We start from the raw sequence: 23,930 nt of genomic DNA, 5'->3' as shown, positions 1-23,930 counted from the left end.
CGCGCTAGTCTCTGCCCCGAACACAGGCGAAACCCCACCGGGTTTCCGGAGAGACCATGCCAGACATCGGAAAGAAAGCCCCTGCCCTGGGCGGCACCACCGGCGACGGCAGCACGCTGAAGCTCGCCGACCTCAAGGGCCAATGGGTGGTGCTGTATTTCTACCCCAAGGACTCCACCCCCGGCTGCACCAACGAGGCGAAGGACTTCCGCGACCTCTACCCGAAGTTCAAGAAACGCCACGCCGAGATCGTCGGCGTCTCGCGCGACTCGGCGAAATCCCACGCCAACTTCGCCGCCAAGCAGGAACTGCCGTTCCCGCTGGTGTCCGACCCCGACGAAACCTGGTGCCGCGCCTTCGACGTGATCCACGAGAAGGTTCTCTACGGCAAGCGCCACATGGGCGTGGTGCGCAGCACCTTCCTGATAGCCCCGGACGGCAAACTCGTCGCCGAATGGCGCGGCGTGAAGGTGCCGGGCCATGCCCAAGCCGTGCTCGACGCCATTCCCGCCAGCAAGTGACCACCGCCCCTCCCAGCATCGCACCCGCGGCATCCGCCATGCCGCGATCCCTTCGTACTGCCCCTTGCGAGGTTCCCGCCGCATGACCGCAAGCAAGCGTATCTACGCCCTGGACACCAACGTGTTGCTGCACGACCCCACGTCGCTGTTCCGCTTCGAAGAACACGACGTGTTCATCCCGATGACGGTGCTGGAGGAGCTGGACGAGAAGAAGAAAGGCGCCTCGGAAGTCTCGCGCAACGGCCGCCAAGTCAGCCGCTTCCTCAACGAACTGATCGTGCGCGGCAACGGCCACGGCATCAGCAACGGCCTGGAACTGACCAGCCCGCAGGGCATCAACCTCAAGCGCGGCGCTGCGGTGGGACGGCTGTACTTCCAGCAGCGCACCAGCACCAACCACGGCAAGGCCGACAACCTGATCCTGGCCGCGGTGATCGAACTGCGCGACCAGAATCCCGACCGCGCGGTGATCCTGGTCACCAAGGACATCAACTTGCGCATCAAGGCCAAGATCTACGGCATCGATGCGGAGGATTACGAGAACGACCGCGCGCTGGACGACTTCGCCCTGCTCTACACCGGTTCCGCCGCGCTGCCCGAAGACTTCTGGGACAAGCATCCCGAGGTCCAGTCGTGGAACGAGCGCGGCCGCACCTACTACAAGCTCGACGTCCGCGAGGACGAGGACTGGTACCCCAACGAGTGTCTGTATCTGCCCGGCGAAGGCGGCGTCGAACTGCGCGTGCTGCACCTGGACGGCGGCAAGGCCACCTTGGCGCTGATGGACGACCACAGCCACGCCAACCACCACGTCTGGGGCATCGCCGCACGCAACCGCGAGCAGAACTTCGCGCTCAACGCGCTGATGGATCCGGACATCGACTTCGTCACCTTGCTCGGCACCGCGGGCACCGGCAAGACCCTGCTGGCACTCGCCGCCGGCCTGGCCCAGGTGATGGACCAGCAGCGTTACCGCGAAATCATCATGACCCGCGCCACGGTGTCCGTCGGCGAGGACATCGGCTTCCTGCCCGGCACCGAAGAGGAAAAGATGACGCCGTGGATGGGCGCGCTCACCGACAACCTCGAAGTGCTCGCCAACCCCGAGGAAGGCGGCAGCTGGGGCCGCCAGGCCACCAACGACCTGCTCGCCTCGCGCATCAAGATCCGTTCGCTGAACTTCATGCGTGGACGCACCTTCCTGTCGCGCTACCTGATCATCGACGAGGCGCAGAACCTCACGCCCAAGCAGATGAAGACCTTGATCACCCGCGCCGGCCCCGGCACCAAGATCGTCTGCCTCGGCAACGTGGAACAGATCGACACGCCCTACCTCACCGAAACCACCTCCGGCCTTACCTACGCGGTGGACCGCTTCAAGCAGTGGGAGCACTCGGCGCATGTCACCCTGCGGCGCGGCGAACGCTCGCGGCTGGCGGATTTCGCGTCGGAAGCATTGTGAGGCTTACGCCTCCCGTCGCCCTCACCATCGCCGGCTCCGACTCCGGCGGTGGCGCGGGCATCCAGGCCGACCTCAAGACCTTTCACGCCCGTGGCGTGCACGGCTTGTCGGCGATCGCCGCGATCACCTCGCAGAACACCCGCGGCGTGACCGCGGTGCATCCGGTGCCACTCGCGCATATCCGCAGCCAGATCGCTGCCGTGTTCGACGACTTCCCGATCGGCGCGGTGAAAACCGGCATGCTTGGCAGCGCGGCGATCGTGCGGCTGGTAGCGCGCGAGCTGGCGGCACGCAAACCCGCACGGCTGGTGGTCGACCCGGTGATGATCGCCACCAGCGGTGCACGCCTGCTCGACGAGGGTGCCATCACGGTACTGGTGAACGAGCTGATTCCGCTGGCCGACGTGCTCACGCCCAACCTGCCCGAGGCCGAGGCCTTGCTGGGCTACCCGATCCGCAGCGCGAAGGACTGCCTCCGTGCCGGCGCCGACCTGCGTGCGCTCGGTGCCGAAAGCGTGTTGCTCAAGGGTGGCCACGGTAGCGGCCGCGAGGTAGTGGATCGCTACTTCGACGCTCGCGGCGTGATGGAACTGCGCCATCCGCGGCTGAAACTGGAAGCCCACGGCACCGGCTGCACCCTGGCCTCGGCGGTCGCCGCCGAACTGGCCAAGGGACAATCGCCCCGCCGCGCCGTGCAGCGCGCCGTGGCCTACGTACAACGTGCGCTGGCCCGTGGCTACCAGCCCGGCGGCGCAGCGCTGCGCGTGCTGTCGCACTGAGTCGAAGCGCTGCGGCGGTTCACGGCACGGGCGCTAGAATGGCGCATTCTTCCGCCACGCCTGTTGCCCGATCCGATGACCCCACGCCTCGTCCTGCTGGTCCTGATCCTGCTGTTCGCGCTGTGCGTGCTGCTGGTGCACCTGCGCGGACGCGCGCGGCTGCGTTTCGATCGCCAGCTGGTGGACCATTCGGCGATCTTCGCGCCCTACAACCTGCTGATGTACGCATTCTCCGCGGTGCCGGCGCGCCCCATCCTGGACCGCCGCGGCTTCCCGCAACTGGACCTGCTGCAGGCGAACTGGCAGACCATTCGCGAAGAGGCACTGTCGCTGTTCGACGAAGGCCATATCCGCGCGGCGCACAGCGGCAACGACGCCAGCTTCAACAGCTTCTTCAAGCAAGGCTGGAAGCGCTTCTACCTGAAGTGGTACGGCGAGCCGCTGGCCTCGGCCGAAACGCTATGCCCGAAAACCGTGGCCTTGCTGAAATCCATCCCCAGCGTGAAGGCAGCGATGTTCGCCACGCTGGCGCCAAACAGCCGGCTCAACCCGCACCGTGACCCGTTCGCCGGCTCGCTGCGCTACCACCTCGGCCTGATCACGCCGAACTCGCGCAATTGCCGCATCTTCGTCGACGGCGAAGAGCACGCCTGGGGCGATGGCAAGGACGTGGTGTTCGACGAGACCTACGTGCACTGGGTGGAGAACACCACCGACCAGACCCGGGTGATCCTGTTCGCCGACGTGGAGCGCCCGCTGCGTACGCGCTGGATGAACGCGATCAACCATCGCGTGGGGGCATTTATGGGCAAGATCACCGCCTCGCCGAACACCGAATCGCCGGAAGAGAAGACCGGTTTCGTCAACCGCATGTTCGCGCTCAACCAGCGCAACCGCGAGCGCAACCGCGCGTTCAAGAAGAAGCACCCGAAACTGTTCCGCGTGCTGAAATACCTGGGCATGCTGGTGCTGCTCTGGCTGATCTTCCTGGCGCCCTGGCCGCTCTTTCGCTGAGCCTGTCACGTCGGCGCCCACTGGCGCGTCCTTGAGGTGATATTTCCGAGGAAGCCGCCATGGACCCGCAAACCGCCTTGTTCCAGCAACACCGCCCGCGCCTGTTCGGGCTGGCCTACCGCATGCTCGGCACGCCCGCCGACGCCGAGGATGTGCTGCACGACGCCTGGCTGCGCTGGCATGCGCAAGACACCGCCGCCTTGGACGATCCGGAGGCCTGGCTGGTCACCGTGACCACGCGCCTTGCGCTGGACCGCCTGCGCCGCGCCAAGACCGAGCGCGCGCACTACCCCGGCCCGTGGCTGCCCGAGCCGCTGGTGGACGAGGGTGCGCAAGCCGACACCGAGGCGACACCGGAAGCGGCGCTGGAGCGCGACCAGAGCCTCACCCTCTCCTTCCTTACCTTGCTGGAACGGTTGGGCCCGGACGAACGCGCCGCCTTCCTGCTCAACGAAGTGTTCGACTACAGCCATGCCGAAACGGCGGCCATCCTAGGCATCGCCGAGAACGCCTGCCGCCAGCGCGTGCATCGCGCCAGAGCGCGGCTGCGCGAGGATCGCCCGCGCTACAGCGTGGACGCACAGGCGCAGCAGCGCCTGCTGCAGCGCTTCGTGGCGGCCATGCAACAACCCACGCTGGCATCGCTGCAGGCGCTGTTCGCCGAGGACGCCATCCACATCAGCGACGGCGGCGGCGTGGTCTCCGCCACCTTGCACCCGCTGCACGGCGCCGAGCGGCTGGCGCGTCTGTACCTGCAGATCGCCCACAACACCCGCCTGCAGCCGCTGCGCTACAGCCTGCTCACGCTCAACGGGGCGCCTGCGCTGCTGGCCTGTGCCGGCGACACCCTGACCACGGCCATCTGGGTCGAGGTCGAGGGCGATGGCGAACACATCACCGCCATCCACGCGCTGCGCCACCCGGGCAAGCTCGCGCGGCTGGCGGCGACGGTAACGAATCCGTCGGCTGGCACGTCCTTGCACTGAACGGCTCATTCCGGCCGTCATTTGCCGACTGACACAGGAGCTTCCCCATGACCCGCATTTCCATCCAGCGCCACTACGCCACCATGCAGCCGCTGATCAAGCTCGGCGAGGAGATCCGCGCGCGCGGCCACATCGACGCAAAGCTGGCTGATCTCGTGCTGATGCGCTGCTCACAGATCAACGGCTGCGCGTTCTGCCTGGACATGCACAGCAAAGACGCCCGCGCCTCCGGTGAAACCGAGCAACGCCTGTATCTGCTGCCTGCCTGGCGCGAAACCAAACTGTACAGCGAGGCCGAACAGGCCGCCCTGGCCTTGGCCGAGGAACTCACCGAACTGCCCTCGCACGAGTCGGTGTCCGATGCGCTCTACGCGCGCGTGCGCCAGCACTTCGACGAAGCCGCGGTGATCGACCTGGTCCTGCTGATCGGCCTGATCAATACCTGGAACCGGCTCAACATCGCTGTGCGCACGGAAGGCGGCCACTACAAGCCGGCGTCTCACTGACGCTACGCACGCATCCGCACAGGCCTCAGCCGTCTGTGCGGATGCGCGCAAACATCCCTCGCGCTTTCGCCTGCATCGCATCCGGCAGAGACTTCAGCCGCAGCGCCGGCCGCTCGACCAAGTGCCAGGACAACACCGCCAACAGCATGGCCAGCGGCCAGGCCAGCAGGATGTTGCCGGCCGGCGCCCATCTCGGAGCGAAATGCGCCACCAGCTGCTGCATCGGATAACCCCACAAATACAAACCATACGAGTAGTCGCCGAAGCGCAGGCAACCCAGCCACGGCGAGGCATAACCGAACGCGAACACGAAGGCCGCGAGCGCCAGCGCAAAAGCGAACGGATAGAGCGGCGTCGCGTGCAGCAACCACGCCAGTACGGCCAGCACGGCCACCCACCACCAGCCGACCGGAACCCGCTCGCGATTGACGAAGCAGAACACGCCCAATGCGAAACAGCCGGCCAGCCGCAGGAACGAGGCCAGCGGCACCAGCGGCACGTGCGCCGGGGCCAGCCATCCACAGACGAACAGAGCCGCCAGCAGCAGGTTGCAACTCCAGCGGCGCGACAGGATGCCCAGCACCCCGGCCAATGCCACCCAGAGGTACATGCGCACTTCGGCCGGCAAGGTCCAGATCGAGCCGTTGACGAACGCCAGCTTCGGGTTGTCGGTGAAGACACCCGGCAGGGTGAAGACCAGCCCCTTGCCGAGCTGGATGTTCTTCGACACGTAGCGCACCACCTCGTGGCTGCCGTAGTAGTCGTGCAGCGGCAGGCTGGTGCACGCCGCACCCAGCACAAAGGCCGTACCCGCCAGGCACACGATGTAGGCGGGACTAATGCGCAGCAGCCGCGCCCACAGGAAATCCAGCAGGTGCCGTCGGCGCAGGTAGCTGCCGGCGATCATGAAGCCGCTCACCACGAAGAACACGTCCACCGCCAGGTCGCCGGAGTAGCTGCCCCAGCCCATCCAGACGAAGACGTCCGGCCAGCCCTGGCCGCCGGTGATGGCGGGAGCATGGCCGTAGATCACCAGGCTCGCCGCCAGCAGCCGCAGCAGCAGGAAGTTGTCGCGGCCGCCGGCCAGGCCATCGGCGACGGTGGCGATGCGACGCACCGGACCGTGCCGCCCACCGCGCAGACCCGACAGCCATTCCTTCACCCTCAATGCACTCTCCCGTCGACCGGCAAGCAGCGCCAGCGACGCGCCGGCAGGCGAGCACGCATCTTAGAGCCTGTTCAATGTCTCCAAGCGTCATCGGAGAGGTCCGAACCGGCCGGATCGCACCTGCACGGCGCGTGCCGCCGTACGGTTCCGCCGTCCCGGACGAAGCCGAACGCCCGCTTCCGCATGCTGACGGCTCCTTCCGACGAACGGGACCATTCCATGCGCGAACGCTCCGTCAGGCTGCTGCGCGGCATCGCCTCCGTGGCTTTCGCCGCGCTCTCGGTGGCGGTCGCCGCCTATGCATTCGCTTATCTGTATCGCGACCACCTGCCGTACAACCGCTTCGCCGCCCAGTTCGCCGTCTCGGGGCTGGATGTGCCGGCCCATTTCTTCGGCGCCGGCCTTGCGCTGCTGTTGGCTCCGTTGCAATTGAGCGCGTGGGTGCGCCGACGGATGCCGCGCCTGCACCGGCTGGGCGGCTGGCTGTCCGCCGGTGCCATCCTCATTGCCGCGGTGGCAGCCCTGTCAATGGCCCGGCGCACCCAGGGTGGCGTGACCAGCGGACTGGCCCTGGCCGCCCTGGCCGCGGTCTGGCTGTGGTGCATGGGCAACGGCATCCGCCGCATCGTGGCCGGCGACATCGCCGGCCATCGCCGTTGGATGTGCCGTACCGCCGCGCTCACCTTTGCCGCTGTCACGCTGCGGCTGATCCTGGCGATCGGCATGGCGCTCCACCTGCCGTTCCTGCCCGTCTACATCTTCGCGACCTGGGTCTGCTGGCCGATCAATCTGGTCGTGTGCGAAGCCCTGCTGCGCCGGCCCACGGGCCAGTCACATCCATCCCTTGCCGCCATGGCGGCGCAATCATGAAGCGAAGGAAGCATCCGATGACTGCACGCATCCTCAAAATCGTCCTGGGCCTGCTGCTGGCCATCGTGCTCGCAGGCGCCGCCTGGCTGTGCACGGCGGGCAAGCCCCTGCTGCTCGTCGCCAGCGGCTCGGTCAGCCAGGGGCTGTGCGACGCCGTATACGTCAGCCGCGTCGATCCCGGGCAGGTGTTTCGCGAGCAGCATGCGCCGCTGATGCGCGGTATCGGTTGGGCGGTTCGCTGGCAGGTGGACCGCGCGCACGACGAAGTACGCACCAGCGTGCTCGGGGGTTTCGATGCGCGCGCCGTGTTCCGTCCGGGACTGGGTTGCCTGCTGATGCACGGCGACGGCGCGGTGCCCGAGGCTGCCGGCTACACGCCTTCTCCCATCGCCAGCCCGTTCCCGGACCGCCTTGTCGCATCGGACGACCCCGCCATCCAGCGCGCGCTGGAGCGCGCCTTCGCCGAACCCGACCCCGCACATCCGCGCAATACCAAGGCCATCGTGGTGCTGCACGATGGCCGGCTGATCGCCGAGCGCTACGCGCCCGGTTACGGGCCGGACACGCCGATCTGGGCGCATTCGCTGACCAAGTCGCTGACCAGCGCGCTGATCGGCATCCTCGTGCGCGAAGGCAGGCTGCAGTTGCCGCAGGTCGCGCCGGTTGCCGGATGGCAGTCGCCCGGCGACCCGCGCCGCGCGATCACCATCGATCAGTTGCTGCGCATGGACAGCGGCCTGCCGTTCGACGAAACCGGCGGCGCGCTGAACCCGCTGACGCGGATGACCTTCCTGGAGCGCGACATGGCCGCTTACGCCGCGCACATGCCGCTGGCCCGCGCGCCCGGCACCGTGTGGGGCTATAGCAACCTGGGCTACGTGCTGCTCGGCCGCATGGTCACCGATGCCGCCGGCGGCAGCGCCGTGGATGCCGAGCGCTTCGCACAGCGCGAGCTGTTCGCACCGCTGGGCATGGCGCACACGGTGATCCAGGCCGATGCCGACGGCAGCCTGATCGGCGCCAGCGGCAGCTACGGCACGGCGCGCGATTTCGCCCGTTTCGGCCAGCTCTACCTCGACGACGGCGTCGTTGGCGGCCAGCGCATTCTGCCCGCAGGCTGGGTGGCCTACAGCCACTCGCAGACACTGGACACCGGCTACGGCGCGGGCTTCTGGCTGAACATCAAAAACGACACCAGAGTGCCGGTGTGGAGTGCGCCCTGGGGCATGCCGCAGCTGCCGAAGGACATGTACTACGCGCGCGGCGCGTTCGGGCAGTACGTGGTGATCGTGCCGTCCGAACGGCTGGTGGTGGTGCGCATGGGCATCTCGCTGGACTACGGCGACGACACCGGCGACCTGGTGGCGGCGGTCATCGCCGCCCTGCGTCGCCAGCCGCGCCTGTGAGCGGCTGGGCCGCCTTGCGATAGCCGCTGGGCGTCTCGCCGACCTGCCGCTTGAAGGCGGCATTGAAGGTGGACTTGGAGGTGAAGCCGCAGGCGTAGGCGATGTCGAGGATGGTGCGCGTGTCGCCAGTGTCGGCGAGGCGGGCGCGGGCCGCTTCCACGCGCAGCCGGTTGATGTAGTCCCAGAACGTGCCGCCGAAGCGGCGGTTGATCACCGCGGACACCAGGTATTCGGGGTAACCGCTGCGCTTCGCCACCTGGCCGATGGTCAGCGCCGGCTCCAGGTAAAGCGGCGCGGCACCGTCCATCAGCTGTGTCAGGCGCGTCGCGACATCATCGTAGCGGGCGTCGTCCGGTTCGGCTGCCGGGGTCGCTGCTCCGCTGCCCTCGTCCGCCGGGGCAGCCTCGGGCTCGACCGCCACCGGCGACTGGTTCAGGCTGAACCAGCCCATCACGCAGATCCACCCTGCGATGGCGCCGAACAGCAGGCCGTAATTGAGGATCGGCAAGTACACCAGGGCCTGCACGATGGCGATGCACCAGATCACGAGCTGGCACGCCGCCATGGTGTCGATCCAGCGCAGCGACAGGCGGTCGGCGTCGGAACGACGCTCGCGCAGGCCACGGCGGTAGCGGTGCACCCGGACCAGCGCCGCCGCCACATAGGACAGGCTGTAGACGAACAGGGTGAGGTCGAACCAGGAGCCGATCGCCCGCTCGCCGGCGATCCAGCTCGCCGACATCGCCTGCAGTCGCGCCGTGCTCCCCAGCAGTACGGGCGCGGTGGCGAGCAGCATCGCGGCAAAACCGAGCAGGTGCCGCAGGTCGCGCCAGCGGAATCCCAGCCCCCGGGTCAGCGCCCGCACGTAGAGGAAGAACAAACTGCCGTAGAGGAACGGGAACAGCGCCACGAAGCGATAGGCGCGGAACCATTCCGGCGCGAGTGTGTGCCAGTAGCCCGCCTTCACCGCCAGGTCGATGCCGGCCAACGCCACCCACACGGCAAGCAGGCGGTTCGCCTCGCGATTGGTCTGCCGGCGCCACAGCGCCAGCGCCAGCAGCGCCGCTTGCACAGCGGCGGCGATGTAGACGAAAACCCAGAACGAGATGTCCATAGGATGGTCTGCGCGAGTCGTGTCGGCGGGCCCGGGACGCCCATGCTAGCAACCGTTCCGCGCTATCCGGAAACGACAAGGCCGCGGACGATGCCGCGGCCTTGCGTGTCGATCACGCGGGAGCTCAGCCCTGGACGCGCTTCGCGATCGCCTCGCCGAAGCTCGCGGTGCTGCCCTTGCCGCCGAGATCCGGCGTCACGCTGTCGCGGTCGTGGGTCATGGTGTCGCGGATCGCGGCACGCAGCTTGTCGCCCTTGTCCACCATGCCGAGGTGGTCGAGCATGTCGGCCGCGGCCAGCAGCAGCGCGCAGGGGTTGGCGATGCCCTTGCCGGCGATGTCGGGCGCCGAGCCGTGCACGGCCTCGAAGATCGCCGCGTGCTCGCCGATGTTGTCGCCCGGCGCCAGGCCCAGGCCGCCGACCAGGCCGGCGCACAGGTCGGAGAGGATGTCGCCGAACAGGTTGGTGGTGACGATCACGTCGAACTGCTCGGGCTTCATCACCAGCTGCATGCAGGTGTTGTCCACGATCATCTCGTTGAACTCGATCTGCGGGTATTCCTTGGCGATCTCGCGCGCCACGTTGAGGAACAGGCCCGAGGCGGTCTTGATGATGTTGGCCTTGTGCACGGCGGTGACTTTCTTGCGGCCCTTCTTCACCGCCAGCTCGAAGGCGTAGCGCACGATGCGGCTGGAACCCTTGCGGGTGTTGCGGATCATCGAGATCGCGGTTTCGCCGTCCTCAGACACGGTCTGCCCCTCGGACAGATAGGCGCCTTCGGTGTTTTCGCGCACCGTGATGATGTCGATGTTGTCGAAGCGCGCCTTGGTGCCGGGGAAGCTCACCGCCGGACGCACGTTGGCGTACAGGTCGAAGTGGCGGCGCAAGGTGACGTTGATCGAGGTGAAGCCGCCGCCGATCGGCGTGGTCAGCGGGCCCTTCAACGCCACCTGGTGCTCGCCGATCTTGTCCAGCGTGGCCTTGGGCAGCAGGTCGCCGTGCTTCTCCAGCGCCACCATGCCGGCGTCGACGAAGTCGTATTTCAGGCCGCAATCCAGCGCGTCGAGCACACGCAGCGTGGCGGTCATGATCTCCGGGCCGATACCGTCGCCCGGGATCACCGCGATGGTCTTGCTCATGGGGGAAACTCCTTGGGGAATGAAACCGTCGATCGGCGCCGGGAGAGGGGCGCAGCGGGATCGATAACCCCGTAATTATCGCCGATCCGTACGGCAGCGAACAGCCGCAGGCTGGCGCAAGGCGTTGAAAATCCTCGCACGGAGCGTTGCGATAACTCGCATACCCCAACCTTTTCCCTGACGAGACAGGAGGGTGGCGGCGTCAGGCGTGGTCGGCGCAGTTGTCGGCCGAACCGGCCTCGCCGGCTTCCAGCCGGTCGAGGAAATCCACCGCACGGCGCAGGTGCGGGATCACGATGGAACCGCCCACCACCAGGCCCACGCTGAAGGTTTCGAAAAATTCCTCGCGGTTGACGCCGGCCTCCTTGCACTGCGCCACGTGATAGCTGATGCAATCGTCGCAGCGCAGCACCATCGAGGCGACCAGACCGAGCAGCTCTTTGGTCTTCACGTCCAGCGCGCCGGGCTTGTAGGTCTGCGTGTCCAGCGCGAAGAAGCGCCGCACCACCTGGTTGTCCTCCGCCAGGATGCGCTCGTTCATGCGCTGGCGGAACGCGGTGAACTCGGCCACGCGGTCCTTTTCGCCACCCTGCCCGTCGCTCATGCGGCTTCGCCCAGCAGTTCGGCCAGCTTGCCGCTGCGCTCGGCAGCCACCAGGTCGTCGTAGCCGCCGACCAGCTGGTCGTTGATGAAGATCTGCGGCACGGTGCGGCGACCGCCGCTGCGCGCCAGCATGGCGTCGCGCTGCGCCGGGTCGGTATCCACGCGGATGTCTTCCCAGCTCAGGCCCTTGGCCTTGAGCAGGTTCTTCGCCGCCACGCAGTACGGGCAGACCGCGGTGGAATAGACTTCGATCTTGGACATCACGTAACTCCGGTTGCCTGCGCCCAACATAAGGGCAACAAGCCAAGGAACAAGCACTCAGGCCAACGGTCAACTGAATAATGAACAGTGCGGCCATGGATGGCCGCCCGTTTGATCCCTGCGACCATGGATGATCGCAACAACCGCCCATTGTCGCCCAAACCCATGCCCATGTCGCCACGACGCCCTGCCAAGCGCCTGCTGACCGCCTTGATCCTCGCCGGCCTCGCCTTCGCCGCCGGGGCGCAGGACAACGTGCGCCTGCCCGACCTCGGCAGCTCGGCCAACGCGCTGATCTCGCCGCAGGAGGCGCAGGACTACGGCGCCGCGATGCTGCGCCAGATGCGTGCGCTGGACATGGTGGTGGACGACCCGCTGCTGGACGACTACATCAACGATCTCGGCTTCCGGCTGGTGGCCGCCTGCGCCAAGCCACGCGACCACTTCGCGTTCTTCATCGTCAAGGACGACGAGATCAACGCCTTCGCCGCGCCGGGCGGCTACATCGCGGTGAACTCGGGCCTGATCACGATCACCCGCAACGAGAACGAACTGGCCGGCGTGATCGCCCACGAGATCGGCCACATCACCCAGAACCACCTGCAACGCGCGTTCGAGGCCTCGAAGAAGGACGCTCCGTTGATGGCGCTGGTACTGCTGGGCGCGATCGCCGCCGGCGCGACCGGCGGCCGCAGTGCCGGCGACGCGCCGATAGCGGTACTCGCCGGCGGCCAGGGCCTGCTCGCGCAGAAACAGATCAACTTCACCCGCAAGGACGAGATCGAAGCCGACCGTGCCGGCATCCAGACCCTGGCCAACGCCAGCTTCGATCCCAACGCGATGGCTGCGTTCTTCGGGCATATGGAAGACGTGATGAGCGCCGGCGCCGCCGGCGCCGCGCCATCCTTCCTGCAGGACCACCCGGTCACCAGCGACCGCATCGCCGACGCCAAGGCACGCGCCGGCGCGCTGATCGCCGCACAGAAGCTGCGCCCTTCCAGCGACACCTTGCTCAAAGGCCAGTGGGAGCAGATCACCGCGCCGATGCCGTTCGTGCGCGAGCCGATCCGGCTCGACCGTAACACCGCAGGCCAGGACGGCCTGAGCACCTACACGCTGATGCGCGAACGGGTGCGCGTACTGTCCGGCAACGCCGTCCGTCTTGCCAGCTGGTACAGCAGCAACCTCAAGGGCCAGCCCGACTTCGACACCCCGGCAAACCGCTACGGCTATGCGCTGGCACTTACCCGCAGCGGCCACGGCGCGCAGGCGGCGACGCAGTTGCAGCCGCTGCTCAAGGCGCACAAGGACAGCCTGATTCTCACACTGGCCCTGGCAGACGCCGAACTACAGGCCGGCCAGCGCGACAACGCCCTGGCGCTGTACCACGACCTCAACCAGCAGTCGCCGCGCAACCGTGCGGTGGCGCTGGCCTACGCCACGGCGCTCACCGAGGGCGGCGACAAGCAGCAGGCCGTCACCGCGGCGGAACTGCTGCGTCCGCTGCTGGAAAACAGCGACCAGCCCGAGATCTACGCCGCCTACGCCCGCGCCAGCGACAAGGCCGGCGACGACGAACGCGCCGGCGAGGCCTTCGCCGACGCCAGCTACTACTCCGGCCGCCCGTTCGATGCGATGGAGCAGCTGAAGCGCCTGCTCAAGCGCAATGACCTCAGCTACTACGCCCGCGCGCGCATCCAGGCGCGCATCGCCGAGCTCACTCCGCTGGTGCTGGAATTGCAGAAGCGCAAGATCGGCACGCCGGACAACCCCGCGACCCGGGACGGCTCGCAACAGCTGCAGGACGAGCGCTGCGCGGGACGGCTATGTTTCGGCCTCGGATCAAGCGCTTACTGAAGCCAGACCTCAGACCCTCGCGGCAAGGGCAGCAATGAAAGGCCGCTTTTGATCCCGGCCCCCGGGGCGAGCGCAGCGAAACGCACAACCACCACATGATTTCATGTGTGCATGGACGCGCACACAAATTTCATGTCATCGCCGCGTAACATTCCTACATTGCAATATCACGGTCACAGGCCAACCGGACGCTGCCCGCGTGCACAAACGCATCTTGATCGTCGAAGACGAGACCTCGATCCGCGACATGATCGCGTTCGCCCTACGCAAAGCCGACATGGAAGCGATGCAGGCCGCCGATGCCCGCGCCGCCCAGCTGGCCATTTCCGAACAGGTCCCCGACCTGATCCTGCTGGACTGGATGCTGCCCGGCATGAGCGGCCTGGAGCTGGCCCGGCGCCTGCGCAAGGAAGAGCTGAGCCGGGAAATCCCGATCATCATGCTCACCGCGCGCGGCGAGGAGATGGATCGTGTCAATGGCCTGGAAGCCGGCGTGGACGACTACGTGGTGAAGCCGTTCTCCACCCGCGAGCTGCTCGCGCGGATCAAGGCGGTGCTGCGCCGCAGCCACGGCGACGACGGGTCTGGCGTGGTAGAGCTGGGCCGGCTGCGCATCGACGGCCCCGCGCACCGCGTGTTCGCCGGCGATGAGGCGGTGACGATCGGCCCCACCGAATACCGCCTGCTGCATTTCTTCATGACCCACCCCGAGCGCGTGTATTCGCGCGCCCAGCTGCTCGACCACGTCTGGGGCGGCAGCGTCTACGTGGAAGAGCGCACCGTCGATGTGCACATCCGCCGCCTGCGCAAGACGCTGGAACCGTGGCAATTGCATGACATGGTGCAGACCGTGCGCGGCAGCGGCTACCGCTTCTCGGCCAGCGTCTGACGTCCGCCTTGCGGCGACCCGGGCTTTTGCCGATGCTGGCCGCCATGCCGCCCACCTCCGTACCGAATCCGACGACTCCTGTGCGCCGCGCCTGGACGCTGCCCGTGGCGCTGGCCGCCGGCCTGCTGGCGGGCATGCTGCTGGGCTGGCTGGCCGGCGGCCGAGTCGTTTTAGGCGTGGCGATTGTCGCAGTAGCGGAAATCGTCTTGCTACTGACCCGATTCGGTCATGTGGCGCAATCCATCATGCCGGCGCCCGCCAGGGCTGCCACGCCACGTCATGATCATCTCCAGATGCGTACCCGCCGCCTCGCTTCCAATCTGCGCGACCTGCGCCGCACCGCCAGCCAGCTACCCGATGCCGTAGTCCTGCTCGACCAGGACCAGCACGTGCGCTGGTGCAACCATGCCGCCGAGACCCTGCTCGGCCTGCGCCTGCCGCAGGACCGCGGCGTGCAGCTGCGGCAGCGGTTGCAGGCATCGGAGCTGGCCGGCTGGCTGCAGCAAGGCGGCGAGCGCGAACCGCTGCACGACACCATCGCGCCGGGTAAGCCGGACAGCCAGATCAGCGTCAGCCTGCTGCCATTCGGCCGCCGCCAGCAAGTGCTGCTGGCGCGTGACACCAGCCATGTCACCCGGCTGGAGCAGATGCGCCGCGACTTCGTGGCCAACGTTTCGCACGAGCTGCGCACGCCGCTCACCGTGATCCACGGCTACCTCGAGCTGATCGATCCCGAAGACGCACCCGCGCTGGCGCCGGTGCTCGGCGAGATGCGGGCGCAATCCAAGCGCATGGGCCAGATCGTGGAAGACCTGCTCACCTTGTCGCGGCTGGAAACCCAGCACCGCGTCGAGGACGAGCGCGTGCCCATGGCGCCGCTGCTGGCTACCTTGCGCAAGGAGGCCGAGGCGCTCAGCCAGGGCCGCCATGCCGTCGCCGTGGAGGCCGATGCGGGACTCGACCTGCTCGGCTCGCCCAAGGACCTGCACAGCGCGCTGTCCAACCTGGTCAGCAACGCGGTGCGCTACACCCCGGCCGGCGGCAGCATCACGATCCGCTGGCGGCGCAGCGACGATGGCGCGACGTACTCGGTCAGCGACACCGGCTACGGCATCCCCGCCAGCCATCTCGCACGGCTCACCGAACGCTTCTACCGTGTCTCCTCCAGCCGCTCGCGCGGCACCGGCGGCACCGGGCTGGGCCTGTCCATCGTCAAGCACGTGCTGAACCTGCACCAGGCGCGGCTGAGCATCGAGAGCGAACCGGGCCACGGCTCCACCTTCGCCTGCCATTTCAGCCCCGAACGCCTGCTGGCGCCCACCGCTGGCCACGACGAAAGCTGAAGCGGCGTGCAGCGCGCCACGCACCGACTGGCGCACATGCGCCAGAATGCACGCCATGCCGCGTCCCCATGCCAGCCCGTCCGAACCCGCCGCCGTCACCGGACCCATCGACCTTGCCGCGCCCGGCCTCTACCTCAGCCGTGAGCTGGCCGCGCTGGAGTTCAACTTCCGCGTGCTGGCGATGGCACGCGACACCACGGTGCCGCTGCTGGAGCGGCTGCGCTTCCTCAGCATCGTGGCGAACAACCTCGACGAGTTCTTCGAGGTGCGCGTGGCGATGCTCAAGCATCACCACGCCTACGGCTCCGCCGCGCCGGGACCGGACGGTCTGTCGCCGCCTGAACTGCTGTCGCGCATCCGCAGCCGCGTGCTGGAACTGGTCGCCGAGCAGTACCAGATCTGGCAACAGGAACTGCGCCCGCAGCTGGATGCAGAGCGCATTCACATCCTCACCCGCAAGCAGTGGAGCCCGCGCCAGCGGCGCTGGCTACAGGGCTATTTCGAGCACGAGGTGCTGCCGGTGCTGTCGCCGCTGGGCCTGGACCCGGCGCATCCGTTCCCGCGCATCCTCAACAAGACACTGAACATCGCGGTGGTGCTGAAGGGCCGCGACGCCTTCGGCCACGAGGGTCACATGGCGCTGGTGCGCGCGCCGCGCTCGCTGCCGCGGATCATCCGCGTGCCCGCCGAGGTATGCGGCGAAGGCGATCACTTCGTGTTCCTCGCCGAGTTGTTGCACGCCTTCGTCGACCTGATGTTCCCCGGCTTCAAGGTGGTCGGGTCCTACCAGTTCCGGGTCACCCGCAACAGCGAGCTGATGGTGGAGGAGGCCGAGGTGGAAAACCTCGCCCGTGCGCTCAGCGAGGAGCTGCTGGGGCGTGGCTATGCACGGCCGGTGCGGTTGGAGATCGCCAGCGACTGCCCGCAATCCATCACCTCGATGCTGACGCGCAACTTCCAGCTGGAGGAAGCCGACGTCTATCGCTGCGACGGCCCGGTCAACATCATCCGCGCGGGACTGATCTGCGACTGGCTGGACCGCCCCGAGCTCAAGTACCCGCGCTTCACCCCGCAGCTGCCGGCCGGGCTGGAGACGAGCCGCGACAAGTTCGAGCAGATCGCCCAGCGCGACGTGTTGCTGCACCACCCCTACCAGAGCTTTGCCGCGGTGGTGGACCTGCTGCGCCAGGCCAGCACCGATCCCAACGTGCTGGCGATCAAGCAGACCCTGTACCGCGCCGGCGAGGACACCCCGCTGGTGGACCTGCTGGTAGAGGCGGCGCGCCACGGCAAGGACGTCACCGTGGTGATCGAACTGCGCGCGCGCTTCGACGAAGAGGCCAACATCCGCCTCGCCACGCGCCTGCAGGAGGCCGGCGTGCAGGTGGTGTACGGCGTGGTGGGCTACAAGACCCACGCCAAGATGATGCTGATCGTGCGCCGCGAGGGCGATACGCTGCGCCGCTACGCGCACCTCTCCACCGGCAACTACCACCAGATCAACAGCCGCAGCTACACCGACATCGGCCTGATGACCGCCGATCCGGAGATCGGCGAAGATCTGCACAAGGTGTTCCAGCAGCTTTCCGGGCTGGGCCCGCGGATCGCGCTGAAGCACCTGCTGCACTCGCCGTTCACCTTGTACACCGGGGTAATGGAACGGATCGAACGCGAAACCGCGCTGGCCCGCGCCGGCCGCCCCGCGCGCATCGTCGCCAAGCTCAACGCGCTGAACGAGGCGCATGTGATCGAGGCGCTGTACCGTGCCTCACAGGCCGGCGTAGAGATCGACCTGATCGTGCGCGGCGCCTGCACGCTGCGCCCCGGCCTGCCCGGCATCTCCGAGCGCATCCGCGTGCGCTCCATCGTGGGACGCTTCCTCGAACACAGCCGGGTGTATTGGTTCGGCAACGACGGCGCGCCCGAGATCTACTGCGCCAGCGCCGACTGGATGGAACGCAACCTGATGCGGCGGATCGAGATCGCCTTCCCGATCCGCGATCCCGAACTGGCCGCGCGGGTCTACGAGGAAACCCTCGCCAGCAGCCTCGCCGACAACACCCAGGCCTGGCTGCTGGATACCGAAGGCCGCTACCACCGCGCCACGCCGGGCCGGCACGCACCCTACAGCGCACAGCAGGCGCTGCTGGACAAGCTGTGCCCGTGAAACAGGGACGGAGCCCAGGCTCCATCACTTTGTTCTCGCCTCGTTTCACTACAGCCAGTGCGACAAATCCCGTTCGAGCAACCGGGCCAGCCGCTCTACATCCGGGCGGCAACGCTGGTACAGCTCCTCGTCGCGCGGCAACCGTTGCTTCCTGCCCCGCGCCAACACGCGGATGCCGTTCAATACCCGTCGCCTTGCCTGGTAAGGCGCAATGGCCTGAACCACACGCTTGACTGCGCTGTTGCGGTAAACACGATGCACCGCGCGCTCAAGCGGGGTTTGGGCGGGCGCTTCGTTGTAGGCGCGAAACTCTGGCACAAACGAATCGTCGACCTGCAGAAACGCGAGCAGCTGACGATAGGTCTCTTTCGGCGCAGCGACCATGTCTTCCAGAAGAATCACTTTCACCGCGTCGTGGCCAAAGGTATCGAAATAGCGCTCTACCTGCGGCGCGAAGCGCGCTACGGAAAAATAATCGAGACACTTCGGAATGGTCGTATGCGGCGGGATCCGCAAACCGTTCCGGCGGTCTTCGCCGGCCGCGATCGCCTCGTAGAAATCGGTGATGTCCTCGCGCGCGGTGATATGGCGAATGCAGTGGGCGTGGCGGGAATGCATCTGCTCGACTGGCGGGCGCAGCATGATCAGTATCCGCGCGTCGGGGCAGAACTGCTTGATTCGCGACGCCGCCTGCTCACTGAACAGGTACAACACCGAAGCATCGCCACGCCACTTGGCATGCTCGCTGCCGCGATACAGATCGAGGTATTCGCCTTCATCCTTGATCGAATCCCGTTCGCCGATTTCGAGCTCCGGGCAGAAGTAATGGGGCTCTTTGGCCCGCCCGAGCTTCGCATCGTCGAACGGGAAAAATATCTGCGGATGCTGACGCAAGTAGTGATACATCGACGTCGTGCCGCATTTCGGCGCGCCGACCATGAAGAGGTTTGGCGTCGGCCTGTCGTGGATCATGTTCGAACTCCGCGCAAAGGCGATGTCTGACGACCATCCGCACACGGAATCATGGTACCGCCCCGCCGTACCTGCGGAAATCAGGGCGACCGGAGCCAGCGATGCGCCAGCGCAGGAGGCGCAGGCAGTCGGCGCAGGTTCTTCCGGATCGGCGCCCCCCATCAGCCATTCGCCATCGTTGACTCCACTGCGCAACCCTGTGCGACCTGTCTCGGCTCGCGTTCGCGCATCAGCCCTTGCGCCAGCAATACCGCACGCGAAATGACCTCGCGGACAGCGGCAACTCCAACTGATCCTTGCCCTCGTCGCAGGCTCCAGTCCAGCCGTCGCAGGAGGCGTGGGCGTCGCGCTCGCGCCCATGTTTTACGCAGTTTCTTGCGCAGCATTTTGTCAAGAATCGTTCATTGCCCACGCGTAGCGTGGATGCGCCCCGGCCCCTGTCCGGCGCTCATCCGGCCCTACCCAAGGACACTTCCTATGACGAAGCTTCTGCTCGGCCACTCCTTCCGTCAGCGCATCGTGGCTGCCATGGTGATTGGCGCTCTTGCTGTCAGCGGCATCGCCAGTGCCGACGATTATTCGCACGGACACGGCTTTCAGTTTCTTCCCGGCAATCTGGTGGTAAGTCGCGCCGTTTACGACAACAAGAGCAGCAACATTGCTGTCGGCACCATCCTTGCGCCGAACTGCGCAAACACCACCGGCGGCTGCGGTGCGGCAACCGGCGCTCCCTATGACGGCACCTATCCCTATGTCTGGAACAACGATCTCTACGACGGCAGTTTCGGCATCACGGCACGCATCTTCCTGGATCAGCTGACTCCCGACGGCTGGCGGATCAACTCGCTGGAGGTACCCAACAGTTCCCTGCCCACAGCGATGGCGGGCGAGCTGGTCACCAGCTTCAGCTCCAAGTCGGAGCTGGCCTTGAATCTGTCGCTGGACCACAAGTACCTGACGTTCATGGGCTATGTCGCCCCCGTCAACGCACTCGACGTGTCCAACTCGAACACTGCCGGCGCCGTCGACCCCACCAACCCGGATGGCCAGAATTTCCACCGTGCGGTGGCGACGGTGGATCGTCACGGTCGCTTCAGCTTCACTGAAACCAATGCCTACAGCGGCAACAACGGGCGCGCCGCCATCCTCAATAATCGCGGCAATGCCGATTATTTCTACACCGCTGGCAATGCGGGCAACGGCAGCAACCCGCAACCAGAGGGTGTCGTACTGGGTGCCGGCGCGCAGTTCATCACACCGGTGCCGCTGCCGGAGGTATCGCAGACGCCTGGCGTCAGCACGCCGGTAGCCAGCTTCTCGCTGACCGCGTTGGGGCAGAAGGCCGACAAGATCGGCAAGGACGACAATTTCCGCGGCATGACCGTGTTCGACAACGTGCTCTATTACACCAAGGGCAGCGGCGGGAACGGCATCAATACGGTCTACTTCGTGGATACGACGGGCAAGGCCTGCCCCAACGGCGTGGGCGTGCCGGTGCCCGGTGCCGCCCTGCCCTCTGCGCCGCTGCCCTACGACGCAAGCACGCTGGCCAAGACGGGTCTGCCGACCAACATGTGCGTGCTGGCCGGTTTCCCGTCGACGCCGAACAAGACGGCGACGACCGTCGCCTATCCGTTCGGCATCTGGTTCGCCGACGCCAACACTGTTTATGTGGCCGACGAGGGCGACGGCTACGCGGGCGGCAGCGACTTGTACACGCACGCCGCGGCGCAGACCACCGCCGGCCTGCAGAAATGGGTATTCGATGCGGCGACGCAGAGCTGGAAACTGGCCTACACGTTGCAGGCCGGGCTCGGCCTGGGCAAGCCGTACACGGTGCGCGACTATCCGACCGGGACCAACGCGGCCACCAACCTGCCCTGGTCGCCTGCCACCGACGGCTTGCGCAACATCACCGGTCGCGTCGACCGTGATGGCAAGGTCACGCTCTGGGCAGTGACATCCACGGTGAGCGGCAACGGCGACACCGGTGCCGATCCGAACCGGCTGGTGGCGATCCGTGACGACTTGAAGAACACCACGGCAACCGCTGCCGCGAAGGAGTCATTCGTGACCTTGCGCGGTGCGAAGTTCGGTGAAGTGCTGCGCGGCGTGTCGTTCGCCCCCGGCGACGGCGATCACGACCACTGATACTGAGCGTGGATTGACGGCGTGGCTGAGACCACGCTGCATCGTGGACCAGGGAGCCAGCGGACATTACCTCCGAAGCGGTAGTGTCGCTGGCTCCCTGCTTGTTTTCGCGCCAAAGGGGACCGGGCAACCAGCCATTCGGCTTTCGCCGTACCGCCGCTTCAGTCGCGCGCCCGCAGCACGTATGTCTCTTCCCCAGCGCATCAACTCAGGCAGGTCCGGGGCTGGCGATCCCGGCCGCACTGCGCCACATGGGTAAGCACAGGTTCGAGCAGCTTCCGCTTCACCCTGGCGCACATGAAGCACGGTGAGCTGAGGCGATCAACTGCCTGCGCTACGCCCCCTGGCGCGTCACTGCAATACCGCAGCGCACGGCCACGCCCGTCGCATCCTGTTGCGCTCCATCCAGCCCTCGTTTAGCGTTCACCGCAGCTCAGGGGGCTGGATCATGGATATCCGTGAACACTCGCTCGCATTGATCTCGGTGGTTATCGGCCTTGGGCTGACCAGCCTGCTCGGCTGCTTCAACCGGCTGATGCGCAGGCGCCGCGAACTCCGCTGGAATGCGCTGCCGCTGACCTGGGCGTTCATCGCGCTGCTGATGGTTCTCAACTACTGGTGGGGCATCTATCTGGGCCAGGTCGCGGCCATGGCCGTCCCCAATGTCGGCACCTTCATGCTCGCCCTGGCTTTCCCGATCCTCCTGTACCTGATCTGCGCCGCTGCGCTACCCGACGTGCATGCCCTGCGCGTGCACCATGGCGACCTGCTTGCCGTGTACTTTGCCGAGAGTCGCTACTTTTTCACCCTGATCGTCCTGTACGTCATCGCGACCGGGTGGGCGACGGCCGTACATGCCGGCAGCTTCCACTGGAACGAACACATGTGGATGCGCCTCGCCATCGTCTGCTTCTGCCTTCCATTGCCATGGACGCGCAGACTCTTGCTGCACTGGTCTGCGGCGGCCGTCATGCTGGCCATCATGGTGTACGTGTTGTTCGAGGCGGCGTTGCACTAGCGTTCCGCGCCAGCCTGGCAACAAGCCAACGGCGCGCTTGCCACGTCGCGCCGTGCCATGCCGAGCGCGGATGCGGCATGATGTGCGTCGCGGCACACATCCCCGCCAACAAGGAACCCGCGCTTGAGCCAGGCCGACCAGACCCCGATACGCGACGGCGAACTGCTCGCCGCAGTGGACATGGGCTCGAACAGCTTCCACCTGATCGTGGCGCGCATGGAGCACGGCGAGCCACGGGTGATCGACCGCCTGCGCGACAGCGTGCGCATGGCCGCCGGCCTGCGCAGCGACGGCTCGCTGGACGCGGACCGCCGCGCCCGCGCGATGGACTGCCTGGCCCGCTTCGGCCAGCGCATCGCCGGCCTGCCCTCGCAGCGAGTGCGTGCGGTGGCCACCAACACGGTGCGCCGGCTGGCCGCGCCGCAAGCCTTCCTCGGCGCCGCCGAGGCGGCGCTGGGCCATCCGATCGAAGTGGTCTCCGGTCGTGAGGAAGGCCGCCTGATCTTCCTCGGCGCCGCGCACGACCTGCCCGCCTCGCGCGAGCCGCGGCTGGTGATGGACGTGGGCGGCGGCAGCACCGAGTTCATCATCGGTCGCGGCCTGGCACCGCTGCACACCGAGAGCGTGCAGGCCGGGTGCATCGCCTCCACGCTGCGCTTCTTCCCCGGCGGCAAGCTCAACCGCAAGCGCTGGCAGCGCGCATGCGGCGAGATCGGCGTGCTGCTGCAGCAGTTCGCCGAGGACTATCGCGAGTCGGGCTGGCAGGACGCCTACGGTTCCTCCGGCAGCGCCAAAGCGATAGGCGCACTGGTGCAGGCGATGAAGCTCAGCGACGACGGCATCACCCCTGCATCGCTCGCCGGCTTGCGCGAAGCGATCCTTGCGCAAGGCTCGATCGCCGCGCTGAAACTGCCTGGACTGGTGGAGGAACGCGCGCCGGTGATCGCCGGCGCGGTGGTTATCTTCGAGGCCGCGTTCGAGGCGCTGGGCATCACGCGTATGCGCGTGTGCGAGAGCTCGATGCGCGAAGGCCTGCTGTGGGACCTGCTGGGTCGCGCCGCCGGCAGCGACCCGCGCACCGGCAGCATCGACGCGCTGGCGAGCCGCTACGGCGTGGATCGCGCGCAGGCCCGGCGCGTGGAGTCCACCGCCCTGCAGCTGTTCGACCAGGTGGCGAAAGCCTGGAAGCTGGACGGCGAGGCGCGCGAGTGGCTGTCCTGGGCCGCGCGCGTGCACGAGATCGGCCTTGCCATCGCGCACAGCCAGCACCATCACCACGGCGCCTACATCCTGCGCCATGCCGACCTGGCCGGCTTCTCGCGCCAGGAGCAGCAATTGCTTGCCGCCGTGGTCGAACTGCATCGGCGCAAGCCGGACAAGGCGGTGATCGCCACTCTGCCGCAGCGCTACCGCCAGCTGGCCCGCTACACCACGGCGCTGCTGCGTCTCGCTGTACTGTTCCGCCGTGGCCGCCGCGCCGAGTCGCTACCGCCCATGAAGCTCACTGCCACCCGCCAGCGGCTGCGCCTCGGGCTACCGGCCGCGTGGCTGGAACAGCATCCGCTCAGCGAGGCTGACCTGCAGCAGGAACAGGCGCCGATGGGCGAACTGGGTCTGGAGCTGGAACTGTCCGCGGCGTAGTTTTTGCGATCGTCCCTGATCGCGAGGATCAAACGGGCGGCCCCGTGGCCGCACTCCGGCACGG

Annotated in this window: 21 protein-coding genes; 15 read left to right on the top strand and 6 right to left on the bottom strand. The window is 67.1% G+C overall.

What is annotated here, in order from left to right; all coding sequences use genetic code 11:
• The first annotated feature begins 56 nt into the window (after positions 1–56).
• From ISP14_RS08715 to ISP14_RS08690, 6 genes are all read left to right on the top strand, one after another.
• Positions 57–521, top strand: a complete 465-nt coding sequence (locus ISP14_RS08715) for a peroxiredoxin (RefSeq protein WP_404538223.1) — start codon at positions 57–59, stop codon at positions 519–521.
• Positions 522–603: 82 nt separating this feature from the next.
• Positions 604–1,983, top strand: coding sequence for a PhoH family protein (locus ISP14_RS08710; protein ID WP_404538220.1), 1,380 nt, complete (start codon positions 604–606; stop codon positions 1,981–1,983).
• Entirely contained in the window at positions 1,977–2,762 is a 786-nt protein-coding gene (gene thiD, locus ISP14_RS08705; RefSeq protein ID WP_404539170.1) for a bifunctional hydroxymethylpyrimidine kinase/phosphomethylpyrimidine kinase, read from the top strand. The genes ISP14_RS08710 and thiD overlap by 7 nt, the downstream gene beginning before the upstream one ends.
• A 75-nt stretch (positions 2,763–2,837) precedes the next feature.
• A complete protein-coding gene (locus ISP14_RS08700) occupies positions 2,838–3,776 on the top strand; it encodes an aspartyl/asparaginyl beta-hydroxylase domain-containing protein (protein WP_404538217.1) in 939 nt (312 codons plus the stop codon).
• A gap of 59 nt (positions 3,777–3,835) precedes the next feature.
• The gene (gene sigJ, locus ISP14_RS08695; protein ID WP_404538214.1) at positions 3,836–4,762 is read left to right on the top strand and encodes an RNA polymerase sigma factor SigJ; all 927 of its coding nucleotides are present in this window, start codon (positions 3,836–3,838) and stop codon (positions 4,760–4,762) included.
• Positions 4,763–4,809: 47 nt separating this feature from the next.
• On the top strand, positions 4,810–5,268 hold the full coding sequence (locus ISP14_RS08690; RefSeq protein ID WP_404538211.1) for a carboxymuconolactone decarboxylase family protein: 459 nt from the start codon (positions 4,810–4,812) through the stop codon (positions 5,266–5,268).
• Positions 5,269–5,293: 25 nt separating this feature from the next.
• Here the strand turns inward: ISP14_RS08690 and ISP14_RS08685 are convergent, their stop codons facing one another.
• Positions 5,294–6,430, bottom strand: a complete 1,137-nt coding sequence (locus ISP14_RS08685; protein WP_404539167.1) for an acyltransferase family protein — start codon at positions 6,428–6,430, stop codon at positions 5,294–5,296.
• A 225-nt stretch (positions 6,431–6,655) separates the two neighbouring features.
• On the opposite strand from ISP14_RS08685, the gene ISP14_RS08680 reads away from it, so the two are divergent.
• Both ISP14_RS08680 and ISP14_RS08675 read left to right on the top strand, forming a co-directional pair.
• Positions 6,656–7,306, top strand: coding sequence for a DUF2306 domain-containing protein (locus tag ISP14_RS08680; protein WP_404538208.1), 651 nt, complete (start codon positions 6,656–6,658; stop codon positions 7,304–7,306).
• A gap of 17 nt (positions 7,307–7,323) precedes the next feature.
• Entirely contained in the window at positions 7,324–8,712 is a 1,389-nt protein-coding gene (locus ISP14_RS08675) for a serine hydrolase domain-containing protein (RefSeq protein WP_404538206.1), read from the top strand.
• Here the strand turns inward: ISP14_RS08675 and ISP14_RS08670 are convergent.
• The 4 genes from ISP14_RS08670 to grxC form a co-directional block, all read right to left on the bottom strand.
• The gene (locus ISP14_RS08670; protein ID WP_404538203.1) at positions 8,678–9,826 is read right to left on the bottom strand and encodes a helix-turn-helix domain-containing protein; all 1,149 of its coding nucleotides are present in this window, start codon (positions 9,824–9,826) and stop codon (positions 8,678–8,680) included. The two genes, ISP14_RS08675 and ISP14_RS08670, sit on opposite strands and share 35 nt — an antisense overlap.
• A gap of 124 nt (positions 9,827–9,950) precedes the next feature.
• Complete coding sequence (locus ISP14_RS08665) at positions 9,951–10,964, bottom strand: isocitrate dehydrogenase (RefSeq protein WP_404538200.1); 1,014 nt, start codon at positions 10,962–10,964, stop codon at positions 9,951–9,953.
• 202 nt (positions 10,965–11,166) lie between these two features.
• Positions 11,167–11,568: a carboxymuconolactone decarboxylase family protein gene (locus tag ISP14_RS08660; RefSeq protein WP_404538196.1), complete on the bottom strand. Its 402-nt coding sequence runs from the start codon at positions 11,566–11,568 to the stop codon at positions 11,167–11,169.
• Positions 11,565–11,828: a glutaredoxin 3 gene (grxC, locus tag ISP14_RS08655; protein ID WP_404538191.1), complete on the bottom strand. Its 264-nt coding sequence runs from the start codon at positions 11,826–11,828 to the stop codon at positions 11,565–11,567. Before grxC ends, ISP14_RS08660 begins: the two co-directional genes overlap by 4 nt.
• A 165-nt stretch (positions 11,829–11,993) precedes the next feature.
• Between grxC and ISP14_RS08650 the strand changes: the two genes are divergently transcribed.
• The 4 genes from ISP14_RS08650 to ppk1 all read left to right on the top strand — a co-directional run bounded on the left by ISP14_RS08650 (position 11,994) and on the right by ppk1 (position 18,084).
• The gene (locus ISP14_RS08650) at positions 11,994–13,685 is read left to right on the top strand and encodes a M48 family metalloprotease (protein ID WP_404539164.1); all 1,692 of its coding nucleotides are present in this window, start codon (positions 11,994–11,996) and stop codon (positions 13,683–13,685) included.
• Positions 13,686–13,884: 199 nt separating this feature from the next.
• Positions 13,885–14,574 carry a phosphate regulon transcriptional regulator PhoB gene (gene phoB, locus ISP14_RS08645; protein WP_404538188.1) on the top strand — a complete coding sequence of 230 codons (690 nt, stop codon included), beginning with the start codon at positions 13,885–13,887 and terminating at the stop codon, positions 14,572–14,574.
• A 44-nt stretch (positions 14,575–14,618) separates the two neighbouring features.
• Positions 14,619–15,917: a phosphate regulon sensor histidine kinase PhoR gene (gene phoR / locus ISP14_RS08640; protein ID WP_404538187.1), complete on the top strand. Its 1,299-nt coding sequence runs from the start codon at positions 14,619–14,621 to the stop codon at positions 15,915–15,917.
• Between the two features lie 55 nt (positions 15,918–15,972).
• Positions 15,973–18,084, top strand: coding sequence for a polyphosphate kinase 1 (gene ppk1, locus ISP14_RS08635; protein ID WP_404538184.1), 2,112 nt, complete (start codon positions 15,973–15,975; stop codon positions 18,082–18,084).
• 48 nt (positions 18,085–18,132) lie between these two features.
• Here ppk1 and ISP14_RS08630 read toward each other — a convergent pair whose 3' ends face one another.
• On the bottom strand, positions 18,133–19,056 hold the full coding sequence (locus ISP14_RS08630; protein ID WP_404538181.1) for a hypothetical protein: 924 nt from the start codon (positions 19,054–19,056) through the stop codon (positions 18,133–18,135).
• A gap of 477 nt (positions 19,057–19,533) precedes the next feature.
• Here ISP14_RS08630 and ISP14_RS08625 point away from each other — a divergent pair, with 477 nt between their 5' ends.
• From ISP14_RS08625 to ISP14_RS08615, 3 genes are all read left to right on the top strand, one after another.
• The gene (locus tag ISP14_RS08625) at positions 19,534–21,207 is read left to right on the top strand and encodes a hypothetical protein (protein ID WP_404538179.1); all 1,674 of its coding nucleotides are present in this window, start codon (positions 19,534–19,536) and stop codon (positions 21,205–21,207) included.
• A 448-nt stretch (positions 21,208–21,655) separates the two neighbouring features.
• Positions 21,656–22,225, top strand: a complete 570-nt coding sequence (locus ISP14_RS08620) for a hypothetical protein (RefSeq protein ID WP_404538176.1) — start codon at positions 21,656–21,658, stop codon at positions 22,223–22,225.
• 123 nt (positions 22,226–22,348) lie between these two features.
• Positions 22,349–23,866: a Ppx/GppA phosphatase family protein gene (locus ISP14_RS08615; protein WP_404538174.1), complete on the top strand. Its 1,518-nt coding sequence runs from the start codon at positions 22,349–22,351 to the stop codon at positions 23,864–23,866.
• Positions 23,867–23,930: the final 64 nt, after the last annotated feature.

Origin of the sequence: Dyella agri (assembly GCF_044904705.1) — a bacterium.
GTDB classification, from domain to species: domain Bacteria; phylum Pseudomonadota; class Gammaproteobacteria; order Xanthomonadales; family Rhodanobacteraceae; genus Rhodanobacter_A; species Rhodanobacter_A agri.
The sequence above is the reverse complement of the archived record's forward strand: the minus strand, read 5'-3'. Positions and strand labels throughout refer to the sequence as shown.